Origin of the sequence: Dyadobacter sp. CY323 (genome assembly GCF_021390245.1) — a bacterium.
In the GTDB taxonomy this organism is placed as follows: domain Bacteria; phylum Bacteroidota; class Bacteroidia; order Cytophagales; family Spirosomataceae; genus Dyadobacter.
In genome coordinates, this window is the sequence record NZ_JAJUXH010000009.1 from 189,825 (window position 1) to 210,402 (window position 20,578).

The 20,578-nt window shown below is 45.7% G+C and carries 16 protein-coding genes; 13 read left to right on the forward strand and 3 right to left on the reverse strand.

The window, feature by feature from the left end; all coding sequences use genetic code 11:
• Nucleotides 1–691: 691 nt before the first annotated feature.
• The 3 genes from LZG72_RS15255 to LZG72_RS15265 all read left to right on the forward strand — a co-directional run bounded on the left by LZG72_RS15255 (nucleotide 692) and on the right by LZG72_RS15265 (nucleotide 2,975).
• Nucleotides 692–1,555 (forward strand): sensor histidine kinase, encoded by an 864-nt coding sequence (locus LZG72_RS15255; protein WP_233873936.1) that lies wholly within the window; start codon nucleotides 692–694, stop codon nucleotides 1,553–1,555.
• Between the two features lie 6 nt (nucleotides 1,556–1,561).
• Complete coding sequence (locus LZG72_RS15260) at nucleotides 1,562–2,221, forward strand: response regulator transcription factor (protein ID WP_233873938.1); 660 nt, start codon at nucleotides 1,562–1,564, stop codon at nucleotides 2,219–2,221.
• Nucleotides 2,222–2,294: 73 nt separating this feature from the next.
• On the forward strand, nucleotides 2,295–2,975 hold the full coding sequence (locus LZG72_RS15265; protein ID WP_233873940.1) for a type 1 glutamine amidotransferase domain-containing protein: 681 nt from the start codon (nucleotides 2,295–2,297) through the stop codon (nucleotides 2,973–2,975).
• 10 nt (nucleotides 2,976–2,985) lie between these two features.
• On the opposite strand, the gene rfbC is transcribed toward LZG72_RS15265, so the two are convergent.
• Nucleotides 2,986–3,531 carry a dTDP-4-dehydrorhamnose 3,5-epimerase gene (rfbC, locus tag LZG72_RS15270; RefSeq protein WP_233873942.1) on the reverse strand — a complete coding sequence of 182 codons (546 nt, stop codon included), beginning with the start codon at nucleotides 3,529–3,531 and terminating at the stop codon, nucleotides 2,986–2,988.
• Nucleotides 3,532–3,628: 97 nt separating this feature from the next.
• Here rfbC and pyrF point away from each other — a divergent pair, with 97 nt between their 5' ends.
• From pyrF to LZG72_RS15320, 10 genes are all read left to right on the forward strand, one after another.
• A complete protein-coding gene (pyrF, locus tag LZG72_RS15275; protein WP_233873944.1) occupies nucleotides 3,629–4,459 on the forward strand; it encodes an orotidine-5'-phosphate decarboxylase in 831 nt (276 codons plus the stop codon).
• A complete protein-coding gene (gene lysA / locus LZG72_RS15280) occupies nucleotides 4,459–5,688 on the forward strand; it encodes a diaminopimelate decarboxylase (RefSeq protein WP_233873947.1) in 1,230 nt (409 codons plus the stop codon). Before pyrF ends, lysA begins: the two co-directional genes overlap by 1 nt.
• 153 nt (nucleotides 5,689–5,841) lie before the next feature.
• Nucleotides 5,842–8,445 carry an ATP-dependent chaperone ClpB gene (gene clpB, locus LZG72_RS15285; RefSeq protein WP_233873950.1) on the forward strand — a complete coding sequence of 868 codons (2,604 nt, stop codon included), beginning with the start codon at nucleotides 5,842–5,844 and terminating at the stop codon, nucleotides 8,443–8,445.
• Nucleotides 8,446–8,657: 212 nt separating this feature from the next.
• On the forward strand, nucleotides 8,658–9,209 hold the full coding sequence (locus tag LZG72_RS15290) for a type 1 glutamine amidotransferase domain-containing protein (RefSeq protein ID WP_233873952.1): 552 nt from the start codon (nucleotides 8,658–8,660) through the stop codon (nucleotides 9,207–9,209).
• A gap of 116 nt (nucleotides 9,210–9,325) precedes the next feature.
• Nucleotides 9,326–10,825 (forward strand): ATP-binding cassette domain-containing protein, encoded by a 1,500-nt coding sequence (locus LZG72_RS15295; RefSeq protein WP_233873955.1) that lies wholly within the window; start codon nucleotides 9,326–9,328, stop codon nucleotides 10,823–10,825.
• A gap of 81 nt (nucleotides 10,826–10,906) precedes the next feature.
• The gene (locus tag LZG72_RS15300; protein WP_233873959.1) at nucleotides 10,907–12,466 is read left to right on the forward strand and encodes an acyl-CoA carboxylase subunit beta; all 1,560 of its coding nucleotides are present in this window, start codon (nucleotides 10,907–10,909) and stop codon (nucleotides 12,464–12,466) included.
• Between the two features lie 169 nt (nucleotides 12,467–12,635).
• Nucleotides 12,636–13,910, forward strand: coding sequence for a Gfo/Idh/MocA family oxidoreductase (locus LZG72_RS15305; protein ID WP_233873962.1), 1,275 nt, complete (start codon nucleotides 12,636–12,638; stop codon nucleotides 13,908–13,910).
• Nucleotides 13,911–13,978: 68 nt separating this feature from the next.
• Complete coding sequence (locus tag LZG72_RS15310; protein ID WP_233873965.1) at nucleotides 13,979–17,422, forward strand: family 16 glycoside hydrolase; 3,444 nt, start codon at nucleotides 13,979–13,981, stop codon at nucleotides 17,420–17,422.
• A 96-nt stretch (nucleotides 17,423–17,518) separates the two neighbouring features.
• Complete coding sequence (locus LZG72_RS15315; RefSeq protein ID WP_233873968.1) at nucleotides 17,519–18,352, forward strand: strictosidine synthase family protein; 834 nt, start codon at nucleotides 17,519–17,521, stop codon at nucleotides 18,350–18,352.
• A 38-nt stretch (nucleotides 18,353–18,390) separates the two neighbouring features.
• Complete coding sequence (locus LZG72_RS15320; RefSeq protein ID WP_233873971.1) at nucleotides 18,391–18,966, forward strand: RNA-binding protein; 576 nt, start codon at nucleotides 18,391–18,393, stop codon at nucleotides 18,964–18,966.
• 36 nt (nucleotides 18,967–19,002) lie between these two features.
• Here the strand turns inward: LZG72_RS15320 and LZG72_RS15325 are convergent, their stop codons facing one another.
• Together LZG72_RS15325 and LZG72_RS15330 are read right to left on the reverse strand one after the other, a co-directional pair.
• On the reverse strand, nucleotides 19,003–19,371 hold the full coding sequence (locus LZG72_RS15325) for a DMT family protein (RefSeq protein WP_233873974.1): 369 nt from the start codon (nucleotides 19,369–19,371) through the stop codon (nucleotides 19,003–19,005).
• The gene (locus LZG72_RS15330) at nucleotides 19,368–20,558 is read right to left on the reverse strand and encodes a nucleoside permease (protein WP_233873977.1); all 1,191 of its coding nucleotides are present in this window, start codon (nucleotides 20,556–20,558) and stop codon (nucleotides 19,368–19,370) included. The genes LZG72_RS15325 and LZG72_RS15330 overlap by 4 nt, the downstream gene beginning before the upstream one ends.
• Nucleotides 20,559–20,578: the final 20 nt, after the last annotated feature.

Below are 20,578 nucleotides of genomic sequence, written 5' to 3' on the forward strand. Positions count from 1 at the left end.
GGTTCAATGCTTGAGATTTATATCTCCTATTTTGCGAGGCAACCTCTAGCGAGTATTCCCGTTTTTTTGACTTTAATACCCATCGTTCTAATCTGGAAACGTAAAGCGTATCTGGATCGAACTTTTCAAATTCTTGCCATCTACTTAGTTGCCAAATTTGCCATCGATTTTATCATGTTTGACTGGGCGTCACAAAAGAAAAATACGGTGGTTTTCTACAACCTCAGCGTTCCGGTACGATATATATTAACTTCCTGGATGTTCTATAATAAGTTAGAAATCAAACGTTACAAAAATTGGCTTCTACTTTCAGTCCCTGTCTTTACAAGTTTTTCGATATGGGATATTCTTAACACCAATCCGTCATTGAGTGATTTACATAATCATAAAATGGTGTTGTACTCAACAACTGTTGAAAGCCTTTTAATGCTCTTTTGGATTTTGCTATATTTTTATAATACGATACGAACTTTAAAGATCCCGAATTTGCTAACTTATCCCTTCTTTTGGGTATGTTCGGGACTCTTGCTTTATTATTCCAGCTTTCTATTTATTGCCCCCGTGTTACATTATGATTCAAAATGGGAGCAGTGGCTTGATATGGGTTTTTTGTCTTATGTTCCATACATTTTCGAATGTGTAAGTATAGTGCTGTTCAGCATTGGGATTTCGCAATTTCCTAGTCCACGATATGCAAAATAATGAAGAACTAAAACTGGCATTACTTATAGCATCGATCGCAATGCTAATGATGGCATTTTTTGTAATTTCATTTGTGATGTATTATCAAAAGAAGAGATTTGAGGAGGAGAAAAAAATAAGCGATATTGAAAAGAACTACAACCGGCTGCTCCTGGATACTGCATTAAACTCCGAAGAAACAGAAAGACGGAGGATTGCGCAGGATTTGCATGATGACATTGGCACCATGCTATCACTTACCAAATTGAGCTTGAATCAGTTAAGCAAGATGATTGGTACTACCGGAGATGAAAAAGAAGATCAGATCATGAAAAAGTCTCAGTCGCTGGTCGAAGAGACTATTTTGCACGTAAGGCGCATCACCCGTGACCTTGTCCCCACTACATTAGAACGTTTTGGACTGCTGGAAGCGATAGAGGAATTTATAGACAAACTGGAAGAGGATAATAACCTGGTGATTTCTTTCCAGGCCAATACCGAAGAATTCCCCAGACAAGGCCAGAAACTCGAACTTACCCTGTACCGGATCATGCAGGAACTGGTGAACAATGCAATCAAACATGCAAGTTGTTCCAGGATTGAGATTTCACTTGAAAGTACCGAGGAAATGATCGGTTTAAGAGTGACTGATAACGGTGTGGGTTTCGATCCTGAAAAAATCAAAGAAAACAACCTGGCCGGGCTGGGATTACTTGGCATTGAAAGCAGGCTGGCCATCGTAAATGGTACCGTCCAATATGAAAAACCTTTAAACGGAGGTTCCAGTGCGTTCGCACAGATTCCGGTTATGCCCATTGCAGAAAACAAGCCGGAACCTTTACATCCTTTCAGGCGGGAACGCGTGAACATTTAAACGAGTATGAAAACGCTAAAATTAGGTATTGCCGACGATCACGAACTATTCAGAAAAGGTTTTATCTCCATGCTGAGTAGCATTCCCGATTTTGAATTTATACTGGAAGCAGCAAACGGTCAGGAGCTTCTGGACCGGCTGCCAGCCAATACGCCGGATATCGTTTTTATGGATCTTCAAATGCCGGTAATGGATGGCATCCAGGCAACCGAAGCAGCGTTTGAAAGATTTCCGAATATCAAGGTCATCGTGGTTTCCATGTATAATGAAGATCGCTTTGTCATTCACATGCTCGAAAAAGGAGTGCAGGGTTACCTGCTGAAAGATACCAGCCCCGATGAAGTAGAAAAAGCTATCCGGAGGGTGGATGAAGAAGGCTTTTACTACAATGACTTCGTATCGAAAGCCATGCACCGCAAAATGGTGAACCGGCAGGTCAATAAACATCCGTTTTTCCCAAATGCATGCAATGTCGCCTTATCAGCACGAGAAAAAGAGGTATTGCAACTGATATGCGACGGCCTTTCCACGGCGGAAATCAGCGACAAACTCTTCATTAGTATCCGCACCGTAGAAGGTCACAGACTGCGCGTGCTCGAAAAAACCGGTACAAAAAGTACTGCCGCCGCAGTTGCATTTGCCTACAAAAACCAATTGCTTTCCTGACGCGTTTCCTATCATCGCGGCGCTAGTTACTGGGATTTTATAGTATATTTCCGAAGAATCTCTTCACGATGCTATGAAAGTTCTGATCGTCTGTACAAATCACGATAGCTATCCTACAAAATCATCTAAAACAGGGCTGTGGCTAAGCGAGCTCACACATTTTTATGATGTGATGGCAAAGCGAAAAGTCCTGATGGACATCGTTAGTCCGCTTGGAGGCGCCATTCCAATCGACGAACGCAGTTTCGACCTGAAAGACGAATGCAATGCACGTTACTGGGAAGACCCCGGTTTCAGACAAAAGATTGAGAATTCCTTAAAACCATCTCAGATCGATCCCGCGGATTATCGGGTCATTTATTTCACAGGTGGTCACGGGGCCATGTGGGACTTGCCCGAGAACATTGAGCTCCAAAACATTACCACCTACATTTACGAACACAACGGAATGGTCGCTGCCGTGTGCCACGGTGTCGCTGCACTGCTATACGTGAAATTATCGGATGGAAGCTTATTGATTAAAGATAAGTACCTGACCGGTTTTTCCAATGTTGAAGAAACACTGATGAGCTTTGTCAGCGAGGTACCTTTTTACCTGGAAGATAAAGTGAAGGAACAGGGTGGACATTATACAAAAGCAATGCTCCCTTTCATGGAATTTATAGAGATGGATGAAAGGTTAATCACCGGAGAAAATCCCAACTCGGCCCGAAAAGTTGCTTCCAAAGCATTGGAAGAACTTTTCGAAAAATAATGTGGTCGTACTATACTCCTAATTCTGAAAACAGAGATTTGAAAGTAGGCAGGATCTCATCTTTTTCAGAGACGATCGGATCGGTCACTCCCCAATCGATACCCAGATCAGGATCGTTCCAAAGAATACCTGATTCAGATTCTTTATTGTAGATATTGGTGCATTTGTAGCTGAATATCGTGTCTTCAAGTGCTACAAAACCATGTGCAAAACCCTCAGGCACATAAGCAATATTGTTTGTATCGCTACGAAGCTCGAAGATTTCATATTTCCCGAATGTCGGCGATCCCGGACGAATATCTACTGCCACATCCAAAACCCTTCCCGAAATCACCCGGACCAATTTCCCCTGGGCGAAAGGAGCTTTTTGAAAGTGCAGGCCGCGCACGACTCCTTTTTTTGAAAATGACTGATTATCCTGTACAAAATCAACAGGTAAGCCATGCTTTTCAAAAACCTGTTTGTTGAATGATTCAAAAAACATCCCCCGGTCGTCGGAAAAAACACGTGGAAAGATTTCAACTAGTCCGGCGATTGTGGTTTCTCGAATCTGCATAAACGTCGATTAAGTTTTTTGGAGTGTAATCTATGTGACAGCAAATTTATGAATCTATTTTTAGAGGTCGTAATTTCACGGCGTTATTTCTAAAATCATGAATTATAAAGAGCTTTTTCAACAAATAGTCAAGAAAAAAACATATTTGTGTGTCGGTCTCGACACGGATATTCGCAAAATTCCGGCTCATTTACTGAAAACTGAAGACCCGATATTTGAGTTTAATAAACAAATCATTGATGCAACCGCAGACTTTTGTGTCTCCTACAAACCCAACATTGCCTTTTACGAAGCATTAGGCCCGAAAGGATGGGAAAGTCTGCAAAAAACCGTCGATTACATTCCAAAAAGCCACTTTTCCATTGCTGATGCAAAGCGTGGCGACATTGGAAATACCTCTGGCCTTTACGCCCGGACGTTTTTCGACGCCTCCTCATCGGGACTTGATTTCGATTCGGTCACAGTTGCTCCCTATATGGGCAGCGATTCCGTGAAACCCTTTCTGGAATTCGAAAACAAATGGGTGATACTTCTTGCATTAACCTCTAACCCAGGGAGTTCAGATTTCCAGCGTTTGCGGTCCGACGATCTAAATCTCTATGAGCATGTTTTGCGAACCTCGCAAACCTGGGCAGGCCCCGACCGCATGATGTATGTGGTAGGTGCGACGCAAGCCTCGGAATTTGAAAAAATCAGGACCATCGTGCCGGAACATTTTCTTTTGGTTCCCGGGGTCGGGGCGCAGGGTGGTAACCTCGAAGAAGTATCGCGATTTGGCATGAACCCGCATTGCGGATTGCTGGTAAATGCGTCCCGAAGCATCATATATGCCGGAAACGGCCACGATTTCGCCGAAAAAGCCAAACAGGAAGCTTCTGCGCTTCAAAAGGAAATGGAAATTTATCTTGACAAATACTGTACAATCTAATGCAACTCACCGATCAGAATTCATATACAATCCAGGGAATTGACCCGATTCAATTAATAAATCAGTACGGAAGTCCGCTTTACGTTTACGATGGCGGCACAATCCGTCGGAAAGTGTCGGAGTTGCAGCATGCATTTGCAGGAATTAATATGAAAATCAAATATGCCTGCAAAGCGAATACAAATCTTTCCATCCTTCGTTTGATGCGGGAGATTGGAGTGGAACTCGACGTCGTATCTCCGGGTGAGCTCGAAATGGGGAAAATTGCGGGTTATACCGGCACTCAGATCACCTTTACACCGAGCGGAGTTCCTTTTGAGGAAGTCAGGAGTGCCGTGGAATCCGGTGCAGTTGTGAATGTGGACAGTCTGCCGCTGCTCGAATGGTTCGGCCAGACTTACGGAAATACCAAACCCTGCCTCATCCGCATTAAACCCAATGTAGCTGCCGGCGGCAATGTGAAAATCATGACGGCCCACGCTGATTCAAAGTTTGGCATTTCCGTTTTATTGCTGGATCAGATTCTTGAAGTTGTAAAAAAATACGACATCAAAATCATCGGGCTGCACCAACATACCGGCTCCGATATCAAGGACGCTGAGCCATTTCTGCAGGTAGCCGACATCATTTTCGAGACCGCAAAACATTTCCCGGATCTTGAAATCATCGATTTGGGTGGCGGCTTTAAAGTTTCCTACCTGCCAGGGGATACGATTACGGACATGGATTTGTTGGGCACGAAGATCTCAGAACGTTTCAAAGTATTTTGCGAAGAATATGGCCGTGAGTTACAGCTTTGGTTTGAACCCGGTAAATTTTTGGTAAGTGAGTCGGGATTTTTGTTGGTAAAAACAACGGTAGTGAAGGAAGATCCGGCACGGAATTTCGTGCACGTGGATTCCGGACTTAATCATTTGATCCGCCCGATGATGTATGGTTCTTATCATCATATTCTTAATTTATCTAATCCTGCGGGCGCAGTAAAACCTTATAATGTAGTGGGTTACATCTGCGAGACGGACACATTTGCCACTGATCGCGAACTTCCGGAAGTAAAGCCGGGCGATATACTGGCGTTTCTGAATGCCGGTGCGTACGGTTTAACGATGAGTTCTAACTATAATGCACGTCTGCGGCCCGCCGAGATATTGATAGATAACGGACAAGCTACACTGGTGAGGCGGCGGGAAACGTTGGAGGATCTGCTTCTAACTCAAATGGATCTATGATTACATTCAGGCACTAAAGAACGAATAAGAACCTTAACAGTCATTTTGTCTGGCATTTTTATCTTTTTTGTTTTTTAGTGTCAAAATTTCCGATTTTCGGCATCGGCACATGATTTTTGGTGATGAGGTAAATCATTGACAAAAATCATCGCCATGAACTTTAACCAATATACCATCAAGGCGCAGGAAGTAATTCAGCATGCTGCGCAAATGGCCCAGGCAAATCAGCAGCAAGCGATCGAGACGGGACATGTGCTGAAATCCATTTTGGAAGAGGATCCCAACACCTCGCAATTTCTTCTTAACAAGTTGAATATCAGTCCGGAAGTATTAAATAATCGCTTACAGAAAATTTTGGACGGTTATCCCCGCGTGAGTGGAGGCCAACCGTATCTGGGAAACGACATGGCTGCTGCGAGCGGCAAAGCCCAGAATTACCTGAAAGAATTCAATGACGAGTTCATCAGCATTGAATTGCTAGTGCTGGGTATCCTTGGCGGAAAAGATGCCACCGCTACCCTGATGAAAGAAATTGGGTTCAAGGAAAAAGAATTGATCAATGCCATTAAAGAACTTAGAGGAAAAAATAACCCTGTGAAAGACCAAAACGCGGAAGCTAAATACCGGTCACTTGAACGGTTTAGTAAAAATTTGAATGAATTGGCCAAAGCCGGCAAAATTGATCCGGTAATTGGCCGGGACGAGGAGATCAGGCGGGTTTTGCAGATATTAAGCCGCCGTACGAAAAACAACCCTATCCTTTTGGGTGAACCCGGCGTTGGTAAAACAGCCATTGTTGAAGGTCTGGCCCAAAGGATCGTTCAGGGTGATGTTCCAGAAAATTTGAAATCAAAAACGATCGTATCCCTGGATATGGGACTGCTGATCGCCGGCGCCAAATACAAAGGTGAGTTTGAAGAACGGCTAAAAGCAGTAATCAAGGAAGTAACTGATTCTGACGGGGAGATTGTCCTTTTCATTGACGAGATCCATACGTTGATCGGCGCAGGTGGCGGCGGGGAAAGTGCCATGGACGCTGCAAACCTGCTAAAACCGGCACTCGCCAGAGGTGAATTGCACGCGATCGGTGCGACTACGCTGAAAGAATATCAGAAATACATGGAGAAGGACAAAGCGCTGGAACGCCGTTTCCAGGCTGTGGTAGTGGACGAACCGAATATTCCGGACGCGATCAGCATTCTTCGTGGTATCAAAGAAAAATATGAGCTGCACCACGGTGTAAGGATTCAGGACGATGCGGTGATTGCCGCGGTTGAGTTATCGAACCGTTACATCAGTGACCGTTTCTTACCGGATAAAGCCATTGACCTAATGGACGAGGCAGCATCCAAACTTCGTCTGGAAATGGACAGCGTGCCGGAAGAACTCGACGAATTGAACCGCCGCATTATGCAGCTTGAAATTGAACGCGAGGCTATCCGCCGGGAAAATAACAAAGAAAAAGAAACCGTCCTGAATAAGGAAATCGCCGATCTGAGTGAAGACAGAAATGCACTGAAAGCACAGTGGGAGATCGAAAAAGGCAAGGTAAATGAGGTCCGCGCGCTGAAAGAGCAAAGTGAACAGCTGCGTTTGGAAGCCGAGCAGGCAGAACGTTCCGGGGATTTTGGCAAAGTAGCCGAAATACGGTACGGCCGCATTCCGGAAGTCCAGCAGAAACTGACTGAACTGGAAAATTCTGAGAATGCCCAGAGTCTGATGCAGGAGGAGATTACGCCGGAAGAAATCGCCGAAGTGGTCGCCAAATGGACGGGTATTCCAGTAAGCAAAATGCTGCAGAGCGATCGTGAGAAATTGTTGCAGCTGGAAGAACATTTGCACCAGCGCGTTGCCGGGCAGAATGAGGCAATAGAAGTGGTTTCCGATGCAGTTCGCCGCAGCCGCGCAGGTTTGCAAGACGCAAAACGGCCCATTGGTAGTTTTCTGTTCCTGGGACCAACCGGTGTCGGAAAGACTGAATTAGCGAAAACACTGGCAGAGTATCTTTTCAATGACGAAAATGCGATGGTGCGGATCGATATGAGTGAATATCAGGAACGTCATGCAGTAAGTCGTCTGGTGGGAGCGCCTCCGGGATATGTGGGTTATGACGAAGGTGGCCAGCTGACCGAAGCAGTTCGCAGGAAACCTTATAGTGTCATTCTTTTGGATGAGATCGAAAAAGCGCATCCGGACGTTTGGAATATCTTGTTGCAGGTTCTGGACGAAGGCCGGTTGACGGATAATAAAGGCCGGGTTGCCAATTTCAAGAACACGATTATTATTATGACTTCGAACATCGGTAGTCATATTATCCAGGAAAAATTTGCGGAAGACGAAGGCTGGAACCATACGCTGGTTTTAGAAGAAGCGAAACAAGCCGTTCTGGATTTATTGAAAGCTTCGGTACGTCCCGAGTTTCTGAACCGGATCGACGAGATCGTTCTTTTTGAACCACTTACGTTGAAAAACATCCGCAAAATCGTGGATATCCAGTTCAAGGGAATTCAACATATGTTGCTTGAACAGGGAATTACGCTGGATGCCGCCGATGAAGCGCTGACTAAATTAGGTGAAGACGGATTCGACCCCGCATTCGGTGCCCGCCCATTGAAACGTGTCCTGCAAAGACGCATCCTGAATGAACTTTCAAAAGGCATCCTGAGCGGACAGGTAGCGAAGGATTCGGTGATCATGATGGAGCTCAATTCCAAAGGTGATCTGATTTTCGAAAATGTAGGTAGTGTAGAGATCTGATCTTAAAAAAATCATAAATCAAAGAGCGGCTGATATGGTCGCTCTTTTTGTTTCTACACTAATCCCGGATACTACCTTTCACTTCTACACCTGTGGTTTCCATGCTACGATTGAAATTCAGGTTATCGAGCACAATAGATTTTGATTATTGGCATAATTTTTGTGCAATAAAATGTCTAAATAATCTAACCCTTATAAATAGCGCTAAATCCATGGAATCATCCCTAAGTTCATTCAAAGTAGCCATTCTTGTTGCCGATGGATTTGAGCAAATCGAAATGACTTGTCCCAGAAAAGTCCTAGATCAGAATGGAGCGACCACGCATGTTATCTCGCCCAATAAAGATTCGGTCAGAGGATGGAGTCACATGGATTGGGGCGAGAGAAATAAGGTTGACGTCCCTCTTGAACTGGCCCGCGCGGAATATTACGATGCACTTTTGCTTCCAGGTGGTGTGATGGGGCTGGACGTTTTAAGACAAAACCAGAAAGCAATTGAATTTGTACGATCATTTTTTGTTGCCGGAAAACCTGTGGCTGCAATTTGTCACGGCCCCCAAATCCTGATCGATGCCGACGTCGTAATCGGCCGGACACTCACTTCTTATGGCTCCATTCGACAGGATCTCGAGAATGCGGGCGCCATTTGGATCGATCAGGAAGTAGTAACCAATAACGGTCTGGTTACGAGCAGAACAACCGATGACCTGTCTGCATTTACAAATGCAATGGTCAAGGAATTCAATTTAGAACTTCATCATTAAGGTATTCAGTCGTTTATCAACAAACTAAAAATGGCGTCCTGCAATCAGGATGCCATTTTTATTGCCAGTTTGCGGGCAAAGTTGTAATCTTAACGATTGTTTACGATCAAATACCAATGACCCTTATTTCTTTCCGGGACGTTTCTGTCCGCAAATACGATACGACTGTTCTGCTGAATATCAACTGGCAGGTTGAAAACCATCAAAACTGGGCGATCGTTGGCCCGAATGGATCCGGGAAGACGATATTACTGGATGTAATCGCCGGAAAATGGCCGGTGGCGTCCGGAAAAATCACGTATAACTGGTCGGAATCTCTGAGAGAAACCGTGGAGCTTGTTTCTAATGATTATTCTTTCAACCGCATTGTAAATGCGGGTGCGGAATACTACCAGCAGCGTTTTTATGCCTACGAGTCCGAACGCGCGCCATCCGTGCGGGCGATCCTGACCGACCAGCTGAAACCCGTCGGGACCGTGGATGAGAAATCAGTAGAACTGGCCCCGTCGAAAGTCAGTGAAGAGTCTTTGATGGCGATTTGCGAATTACTTTCCATTACCCATTTGCTGGATCATCCGTTTGTGACACTTTCCAATGGCGAAACCAGACGAATGCTTTTGGCAAAATCATTATTAAAAAAACCAAAAGTGTTACTGCTCGATAATGCATTCAGCGGGTTGGATGTACATTCTAGGGAGGTTTTGAGAAACGCATTGACTTCGCTTTCTGATCACGGCGTCACGATTATCATGGCAACCACGGCTACCGAAATTCCTCCGTGCATTACCGATATTTTGGAATTGAATGCAGGACAAATAAGTAAGCTATGTCTTGTTGGTGAATTTAAAACAAAATCAGAATCAGCCATTTATCCAAAACCGGATCCTGAGAAACTCGCTCATTTCGGATATCCTGCGTTCAGGGATTTCCAAAATGCACTGGACCTCAGAAACATTACTGTAAAATATCATGATCAACTTATTCTGAATCGTGTAAACTGGAAAATTAAAAAAGGAGAGAAATGGGCACTTTCCGGTCCGAATGGATCTGGGAAATCTACTTTGCTGAGCATTATTACAGCTGATAACCCGCAGCGTTTTGCCAATAATTTTGATTTGTTTGACCAAAAACGAGGCGGAATTGGGGCTTCCATTTGGGATATCAAACAAAAGATCGGACACGTGTCTCCGGAGCTACATCTCTATTTCCCAAGGAATACTACCGTGTTCAAAACCATCGCTTCCGGCTTTTTCGACGCAACCGGCGTGTTTTTCAAGAAATTAACTGATGAACAAATTGAACGGGTACATGAGGTCGCCGAACTTCTTCATGTGCATTCGCTCATTGAAAAAGACTTTTCGCAATTGTCAAAAGGTCAGCAGCGAATGGTGTTGCTGGCCCGTGCATTGGTAAAAAATCCTCCGTTACTCATTTTGGACGAGCCTTGTCAGGGACTTGATACAGAGTCCATTGAATATTTCAAATCAGTTGTCAATGCCATTTGCGATACGGATCTGAGAACGCTGATTTATGTGTCGCATTATCCGCATGAAATCCCGGATTGTGTGACGCATTACATCAAGCTTGAAAGCGGTAGAGTAGCGAGTTACCAATGAAAAAGGCTGATTTCCCGAATCAGTAAAATGACGCTATATTTATAATTCCTACAAGAATAACCTAAAAACATCTCCGCATTCATGGAATCCAACTCTGCCGCCACTTCAAAAACAGAACATTTAGACCAAAAAAATGCTGAGGCCGATCTGGGTGGCGGTGAAAAAAGGATCCAGGCGCAACACCAGAAAGGGAAGTTGACTGCGCGAGAGCGGATTTCGGTATTGTTAGACGAAGGTTCGTTTGAAGAAATCGGCCGGTTTGTTTTACACCGCAGCAAGGATTTTGGTCTGGACAAAGAACATTACCTCGGCGATGGCGTGGTAACCGGATATGGTAAAATCAACGGTCGCCTGGTCTACATTTTCGCGCAGGATTTTACGGTTTTTGGAGGCTCACTTTCCGAAACACATGCGGAGAAAATCTGCAAGATCATGGATTTGGCGATGAAAAACGGCGCGCCTGTAATTGGTTTGAACGATTCGGGAGGTGCCCGCATTCAGGAAGGTGTACTTTCGCTGGCGGGTTATGCGGATATTTTTTACAAAAATACATTGGCTTCCGGCGTTGTTCCGCAAATCTCCGCGGTAATGGGCCCGTGCGCCGGCGGGGCGGTATACTCTCCTGCCATTACGGATTTTATCTTCATGGTGGAGAATACGAGTTACATGTTCGTTACCGGACCGAATGTAGTAAAAACGGTGACGCACGAAGAAGTAACTTCCGAGGAATTGGGCGGCGCGATGACGCACGCCACCAAATCGGGCGTTACGCATTTTGTCTCTCCGAATGAAGTCGAATGCCTTTTATCCATTAAAAAACTGCTCGGCTACATTCCACAAAACTGTGAAGACGCCGCGCCGCGCTATCCTTACCTGCTCGGCGACGAATCCCGCCCTGCATTAACGACGATCATTCCGGAAAGTACCAACCAGCCTTACGACATGCGGGAAGTCATTACCGAGATTGTCGATACGGACAGTTTTTTCGAGGCACATCAGAATTTTGCTGAAAATATCGTGGTCGGTTTCGCCCGGCTTGCTGGTAGAAGTATTGGCATTGTGGCCAATCAACCGGCGGTTCTGGCTGGTGTTCTCGACATTCATGCAAGCCAGAAGGCGGCGCGGTTTGTGCGCTTTTGCGATAGTTTCAATGTTCCGTTGCTTGTTCTGGAGGACGTTCCCGGTTTCCTCCCAGGCACCGATCAGGAATGGAATGCGATCATTACCAATGGCGCAAAGCTTTTATATGCATTTTGCGAAGCCACTGTCCCGCGCATTACCGTCATTACGCGCAAAGCGTACGGAGGCGCGTACGATGTAATGAATTCCAAACACATCGGCGCCGACATGAACTTTGCCTGGCCCACTGCTGAAATTGCGGTAATGGGAGCTAGCGGCGCGGCGGAAATCATTTTCAAACGCGAGATTGCGCAGGCTGAAAATCCGCAGGAAAAATTACAGGAGAAAATCGGTGAGTATACCGAGAAATTCGCAAATCCATACCGCGCCGCGCACCGTGGTTATATCGATGAAGTGATTTATCCGGAACAAACCCGCGAAAAGCTGATACGCGCATTTGAAATGCTCGAAAACAAGGTAGACGTTTTGCCAAGAAAGAAACACGGCAATATTCCGCTTTAACCTTTCCTGAGATGTCTTTTAGGAATGTTAGGGGAAATCGTGTTTCATTCTCAAGGAATTCCGCGTTAATCAAATGCTACGCCGGGAGCAGATTGCTACATTCTAATTATTATCATAATTTCACAACTATATATTAGTAACCAATTTTATTCCTAAATCTCTTCGACTAATGAAAGAAAAGAAAGGTATTTCTACGTCCAGGCGAAACTTCATTAAAGGTTCGCTGGCGACGGTTGCCACTTTTTCCATTGTTCCCCGCCACGTATTGGGCAAAGGTTATATCGCCCCGAGTGATCAGCTTACCAAAGCCATTGTCGGGACCGGCTCCATGGGCCGCGGTCACATCCCATATGCCGGGACAAAGGTGGTAGCACTTTGTGATGTGGATAAAAAGCACCTGGAAACAGCCGTTGGAATGGTGGAAAAAGGCGTGAAGACTTTCTCCGATTACCGTGAAGTGATACAGCTGCCGGAGGTGGATATCGTACACGTCGCTACCCCGCCCCACTGGCACGGGATCATCGCCGCCGACGCTGCGCGCGCTGGAAAAGATGTATGGTGTGAAAAACCGATGACGAGGACAATTGGTGAGGGAAAACGTCTGGTGGAAGCTGTCCAGCAGCATGGCCGCATTTTCAGGCTGAATACCTGGTTCCGTTTTGAGGATAATTTTTACGGAATGCGGACACCGGTAAAACCCATTAAAAAACTCGTTCAAAGTGGGTTGCTAGGCTGGCCATTAAAAGTGACGGTAAGTAAACACACGGGTTTTGACTGGAAATTTTATTGGGTTGGAAATACAAACAATGCGCCCCAACCTGTACCTGCCGAGCTCGATTACGAAATGTGGCTTGGGCCTGCACCTTACAAACCGTATAATGAACATCGCGTTCACCAGACTTTCCGGGGGTATTGGGATTACGATGGCGGCGGGCTCGGCGATATGGGCCAGCATTACCTCGATCCGGTCCAGTACTTTCTTGGAAAAGACGATACCAGCCCGGTGAGCGTGGAAGTGGATGCCCCGCAGCAGCACACCGAGGCAGTGGGAACATGGAGACGCATTACCTATACCTATGCCGACGGTTGCCAGATCGTTCTGGACGGTGAGGCCAAAGATGAAAAGGTAGCTTACATCGAAGGTCCAAAAGGCAAACTTTACCCGAATTTCAGATCGGATATTCCGGATCTTGAAAAGAAACTGGCGGCTTTCCCGGACCCTGAACCTCAGGTAACGGATTTTGTCGATGCTGTCAAAAACCGCAAGAAATTCGCATTGAATGAGGAAAACGGTCACCGCTCCTGCACGATCGTGAATATGGGACTGGCTGCATTACGGCTTGGACGCTCGCTCAAATATGATCCCGACAAACAGGAATTTATTGACGATGAAGGTGCAAACCGGTTGATCAACCAGCCTATGCGTGGGCCGTGGACGATTTAATTAACCAATTTCCTTTTCAAGATCTTTAACAACAAAGGCTGGGCAAGCTGCAACCAGCGTAACAGACAATGAAAAAAACAATATATACCATCCTCGCGTTTTTCCTGATCGTATCCCCGGGAATCGCGCAGACTGATGCTTCCATGACCAATAAAATAGAGGTACTTTTCTCGAAGATCCCCGCTGAAAATGAGGCCGGATTAAAGAAAAACATGGAAACCCTCGAGCAACTGGGCAAACCCGCATTGGTTCAGATCGCATCGATGCTGAAACCACTCGGAAAAGGAAATAACGCCAAAGTCGAGTATGCATTGGGCGGGTTCACTTACTACGCTTCTCAGGCGGGCAAAGAAACGGCACGTAAAAATGCAGCCGAAGCGTATGCCGAAGCATTGGGCAATGTGAATGACCCGGACAATAAAAACTTTCTGATTTACCAATTACAAACCGTTGGTAAAGATGAATCCGTCAACATTTTAAAAAGCTACCTCACTGACGAGAGATTGTCCGCCCCGGCAGCGCGCGCATTATCGAGAATTGGCACACCTGCTGCTGGCGCCGCATTATTGCAGTCATTAAACGGTTCAAAAGGCGGCATTCAAATCTCCATTACGGAGGCACTCGGCGGGGTCAGATACAAAGAAGCTGCGTCAGAAATTGAAAAAACAGCCGTCAGTACCGACCTTAATTTGCGCAAAGTAAGCTTGTATTCACTTTCGGAAATTGGCGCACCGTCTTCTGAATCCATTTTACAGGCTGCTGCACAAAAGGTAAAATATGGTTATGACGAGGCAGACGCAACAGCAGTTTATCTAAAATATTTGGCCCGGTTGGCTGAAAATGGAAATGCAGCGATCGCTGAAAAAGCGGCACTGGCATTAATCGCCGCGGCGACGGACCCGAAACAAACGTCCACGAAATCGTCAGCATTGAAGATTTATTCGGATATCAAAAAACGCGAATCGGTTCCTGTACTGGTAGCTGCCATGCAAAATGACGATCCGCAATATCGCGCAGCTGCATTAAAACTGGGACAAAAATACCTGATGGCCGATGGAACACGCCCGTGGCTGGCAGCATCCAAAAAAGCGTTGCCGGAAGTTCAGGCAGAAATTATCTACATGCTAGGTCGTGCCGAATCGAAAGATGCATTGCCTGAAATTCTTAAATCCTTGAAATCAAAGGATACGAAAGTGAAGATGGCTTCCATTTGGGCGGCGGGAAAAATTGGCGGAGAAACGGTAATCCCGAGTTTGCTGGCTGTTTTGAAAACGGCCAATGCAGAAGAAGTAGCGGCTGTAAAAAGCAGCTTACTAACTTCAAAAGGCGCAGGCTTGACGAACCAACTGGCGTCTGCATTGCCAACACTTCCTGTGTCCGCGCAGCCTGCGGTGATCGATGTACTGGCTGCGAGAGGTGCTGACTCCAAGCTTCCCGCGGTTTGGGCATTGTTGAAAAGTACCAATCCGGAAGTCAAAAAATCTGCATTTACGGCATTGAAATCACTGGTTGGCAGCAAGGATTTACCTGAATTATACAAGTTACTGAATACAGTAAACAGCCCGGAAGAAATCGCCGCAACACAAAAAGCGATCTCCGCAAGCGTTAAATCCGCCGGTGATATGAATGCGCAAACCGACCTGATCCTGAAACAAATGCAAGCTTCTCCGGCTGAGAAACAAGGGAATTATCTGGCTGTTTTGTCAAGCATTGGCGGTAAAAAAGCATTATCATCTGTCGCGGCATCTTACAAGAACGGAACGGGTGACATGAAGAAAGCGGCGATCAGCGCGATGGCTTCCTGGGCTGATGCGAGCGCGGCCGGCGAAATGTTGGCCATTGCAAAATCAACCTCCGATGCGGATGATTTTAATGCGGCATTGCTGGGATATGTTTCCGCCGTTTCAAAATCCCCAAAAACACCTGCCATTAAAGTGATCAAGTTGCGCGAGGCGATGAGCCTGGCCAAAACCGATGCCCAAAAAGAAGCAATCCTGAAAGAATTGCCGAGATTACGCACATTCAATGCCATGCTTTTTGCTGGTAAGTACCTGGACAATGCCGCCACACAACAGGCTGCTGCACAAGCAGTAATGAGTATTGGGTTGGCAAACAAAGGCTTTTATGGCACGGAAGTTCGTGACTTACTGACCAAAGCATCTTCCGTTCTGCAAGGAAAGGATAGTGAGTATCAGAAAGAATCCATTCGGAGACATTTGTCCGAGTTGCCAAAAGAAGGCGGTTTTGTTTCATTGTTTAACGGAAAAGACCTTTCGGGCTGGAAGGGATTGGTAGAAAACCCGATCGCGAGAAGCAAAATGAGCGCGGATACATTGGCCGCCAAACAGAAGAAGGCAGATGCTGCTGCCATGAAAGACTGGTATGCAAAAGATGGTGAACTCGTATTCTCCGGGCACGGAAACAACCTTTGTACCGTAAAACAATACGGTGATTTTGAAATGTATGTCGACTGGAAAATCCTGAAAGATGGCGATGCCGGCATTTATCTTCGTGGTACGCCGCAGGTGCAGATCTGGGATACGTCGCGCGTGGATGTAGGTGCGCAGGTTGGTTCTGGTGGTTTATATAACAATCAGAAAAACCCTAGCAAACCTTCGAAACTGGCCGATAATGCAATCGGAGATTGGAATACGTTTCACATTACTATGATCGGCGACCGCGTTTCGGTGGATTTAAATGGAGAAAATGTCGTGGATAATGTGGTTTTGGAAAATTACTGGGACCGTAACCTGCCGATTTTCGCTGCGGAACAACTGGAACTTCAGGCCCACGGAAACCAGATCAACTACCGCGACATTTACGTTCGCGAAATTCCACGCCAGAATACATTCGAACTATCGGAAGCAGAGAAGAAAGCAGGTTTCAAAGTGCTTTTCGACGGAACCAATATGTTTGAATGGACCGGCAATAAAACCGATTACTTTATCGACAACGGCGAATTGGTGGTTGATCCGAAAAAAGGCGGCAGCGGTAATTTGTATACCAAAGATGAGTACAGTGATTTTGAGTTCCGTTTTGAATTTCAACTCACGCCAGGCGCAAATAATGGTCTGGGAATCCGTGCCCCGAACACGGGAGATGCGGCATATTCAGGGACCGAAATCCAGATTCTGGATAACGATGCCGATATCTACAAAGACCTGCAGGTATATCAGTATCACGGCTCGGCATATGGAATTATCCCCGCCAAAAGAGGATTTCTGAAACCTACCGGCGAGTGGAACTACGAAGAAGTGTGGATAAAAGGTTCTAAAATTAAGGTTACTTTGAATGGAACGGTCATTTTGGATGGCGATCTTGCAGAAGCCAGCAAAAACGGAACGCTCGATCACAAAGAGCATCCGGGACTTAAACGTACCAGCGGCTATATTGGCTTCCTGGGTCACGGATCCCCATTGAAATTCAGGAATATCCGGATCAATGACCTGACTAAAGTGAAGGATGAGCCGGTGACGGTTTCAGACAAGAAATCAAAAAAGAAGAAGAAATAACATAATTGGTTAGTTACAGAAAGTAAATAACCCTAGCTTGAACCTTGAGAGGAAGTAAAACCGGTAAATCAACTTTCTGTAACTAATCATAAAACTATGAGAATCAAATACATTCTGTTCACTGCACTATTAGCCTCTTCCTGCGCATTTACATCGCAGGCCCAACATTCCCTAACAAGGCTTTGGGAGACAGAAGCAACACTTCCTGTTCCGGAATCTGTATTTTACAGTGCCCAAAATAAAGTGCTTTATGTAGCTCAGATTGATGGAAATCCCGGAGAAAAAGATGGAAAAGGCGGGATAGCAAAAGTTGGCCTGGATGGTAAAATCATTAACAAAGACTGGATTACCGGCCTGAATGCGCCGAAAGGAATGGGCGTAAAGGGTAACAAGCTTTATGTGACGGATCTTACTGAAGTGGTAGAAATTGATATCAAGGCCGGCAAAATCCTTAAAAAACATCCGGTAGAAGGATCACAATTCCTCAACGATTTGTCCATTGATTCAAAAGGAAATATCTACGTATCCGACTCAAGAACAAAAAAAGTGCATTTGATCTCGGACGGAAAAGTATCCACCTATGTGGAAGGTCTGACAGGCCCCAATGGTGTACTTGCAGTCGGCTCCGATCTGCTGATCGCGGATTCGGGGACATTGAAGAGGCTGGGTACTAACAAACAGATGACGGTTGTCGCAGAAGGTATGGAAAAAAGTACCGATGGGATTGAAGAAGTGAAGCCGGGCGAGTACATTGTTTCGTGCTGGGCAGGCGTAGTTTATTACGTAGATTCGAATGGGAAAGCAGAAAAATTACTGGATACCAGTGCAGACAAGATAAATTCTGCCGATATTGGATATGATTCTGTGAAAAAAGTGGTTTACATACCAACTTTCGGAAAAAACAGTGTAGTAGCGTATCAGCTAAAATAAATATATTTATAACCTAAAAACATTAACACAGGCGTTTCATGGACATTTTTGTTGGGAGTCTTTCTTTTAAGTTAAAGGAAAGCGAGTTGCGTGAGGCTTTCGAGAAGTACGGAAAAGTTAGCTCCGCGAAAATTATTATTGACAAGATCACGCGACAAAGCAAAGGCTTCGGGTTCGTTGAAATGCCTGAGGAGGATGAGGCAAGGTTAGCCATCAGTTCAATGAACGGGGCTGAAATGTACGGAAGAGCATTGGTGGTGAATGAATCTCAAAAAAGAGAACCGGGAACCGCACCAAGAAGTGATTTCAAAAGAGAAGGTTTTAGTGGCCCACCAAGATCATCCGAAGGAGATAGCCGTCCAAGCAGCCCGCCGAGCGACAGACCTTCGGGAGGTTATGCTGGCGGCAGCGCAAATACCGGTGGCGGCGGCAGGGATTTTGGTCCTGATCGCCAAAAAGGAGGAGACAAGAAATTCAGTGGAGGCTATGGAGATCGTAACAAATCGACCAGGCCTGATAATAAATTTGGTCGCGGCACCGAACCACCTAAAAAGGGAGGCGGCGGATCGAAAAACTACAAAGTCCGGGACGAAGACGAAGACGATGCCTGGTGAGAATTTAGAAAGACCTGTAAATTTTACAGGTCTTTTTTATTTCCGGAATATAAAGTAAACCGCCAGTATCAGGAACAGAAAACCGACCGCATGGTTCCAGCGGAATGTTTCGTTTTTGAAGAATACCAATGTAAATACGGTGAAAATGACCAGGGTTATTACTTCCTGGATCACTTTCAACTCTACCAGAGAAAATGGACCTCCATTCTCTTTGAAACCAATCCGGTTGGCCGGCACCTGAAAGCAATACTCGAAAAGGGCTATTCCCCAACTGATCAGGATCACGGAGAATAACCCTAGTTTACTAAACCATCCGAGTTCCTTAAATTTTAAATGTCCATACCATGCCATCGTCATGAAGGCATTGGACAAGATAAGTAAGCCGATGGTCAGGAACGATTTCATGCAGTCGCCTTGATTTTATTATCCTTGAAAAACAAGATAAACAACACAAGTACAATCGCTGCGATTCCAGCCGGCACCATCCAGATACTCGTCCAGTTCTTCACACCGTCAACTGTATACATGTCGGCAACCACACCCGCCAGCCACGAGCCGATACCCATTCCAATGCCGTATGTTGCGATAGAAATGAGGCCCTGCGCCGAGGAGCGGTATTTTTCACCGGCCTTGCTATCGGTATAAATTTGCCCGGTCACAAAGAAGAAGTCGTAACAAACACCGTGAAGCAAAATGGCAAGGAAAAGCAGCCATTCGCTGTTCGCATCTCCGTACCCAAATCCAATGAAACGGACGATCCAGGCAATCAAACCAACTACCAACATCCATTTAACTCCAAGGCGGCTAAATGCTAATGGGATCAACAGCATGAAAACTACTTCCGAAGCTTGTCCCAACGACATTTTGTTTTCCACATTGGTCATTCCCGAATCGGTGAGTGACGGGTTGGCCATGGCGTAGTAGAAAGACAATGGGATACAGATGAGCAGCGACGAGATGAAGAAAATCGCAAATGAACGGTCTTTGAAAAGAGTGAATGCATCAAGTCCCAAAATGTCGGAAAAAGATGTTTTTGTGCTTGGTTTTGGTGGGGTATCAGGCAGAAAGAAAGAATAAACTCCTAAAAGCGCGGAAGCCACCATGGAGATTTTGAAGATCATTACGTTGTCCCCGAAACCATAGTAGCCGATGATATTGGAAACGACAATCCATGAAACTGTACCCATTACGCGGATTGCAGGAAAATCCTTCTCAGAATTCGTCACCTGCTGCATGGCAATCGAGGTCGTGAGTGACATCATCGGTGCAAAAGAGATGCAGTAAGCCAGGATAACCCAGAAGAAGTTATCCGGATTGTCCACGCCGATCAGAACAAAAAGAAGTGCTGCGCCCGCAAGGCTCAGAACGCCCAATACTTTTTGAGCGGCGAAGTACCGGTCGGCGATCATCCCGACGAAGAAAGGGGCGATAATCTGCGCGATTGAAAAAGCCGCATAGGCATTACCAACCTGGCCTCCCGTTGCCCCGAGCGCTGTAAACAGGTATTTACTCATTTGCCCATACCATGAACCCCATATAAAATAGAGGAGGAACATCATGGCCATCAGTTGAAAACGGGTCGAATTTTTCATAAAAGAAACAGGAGATTAAT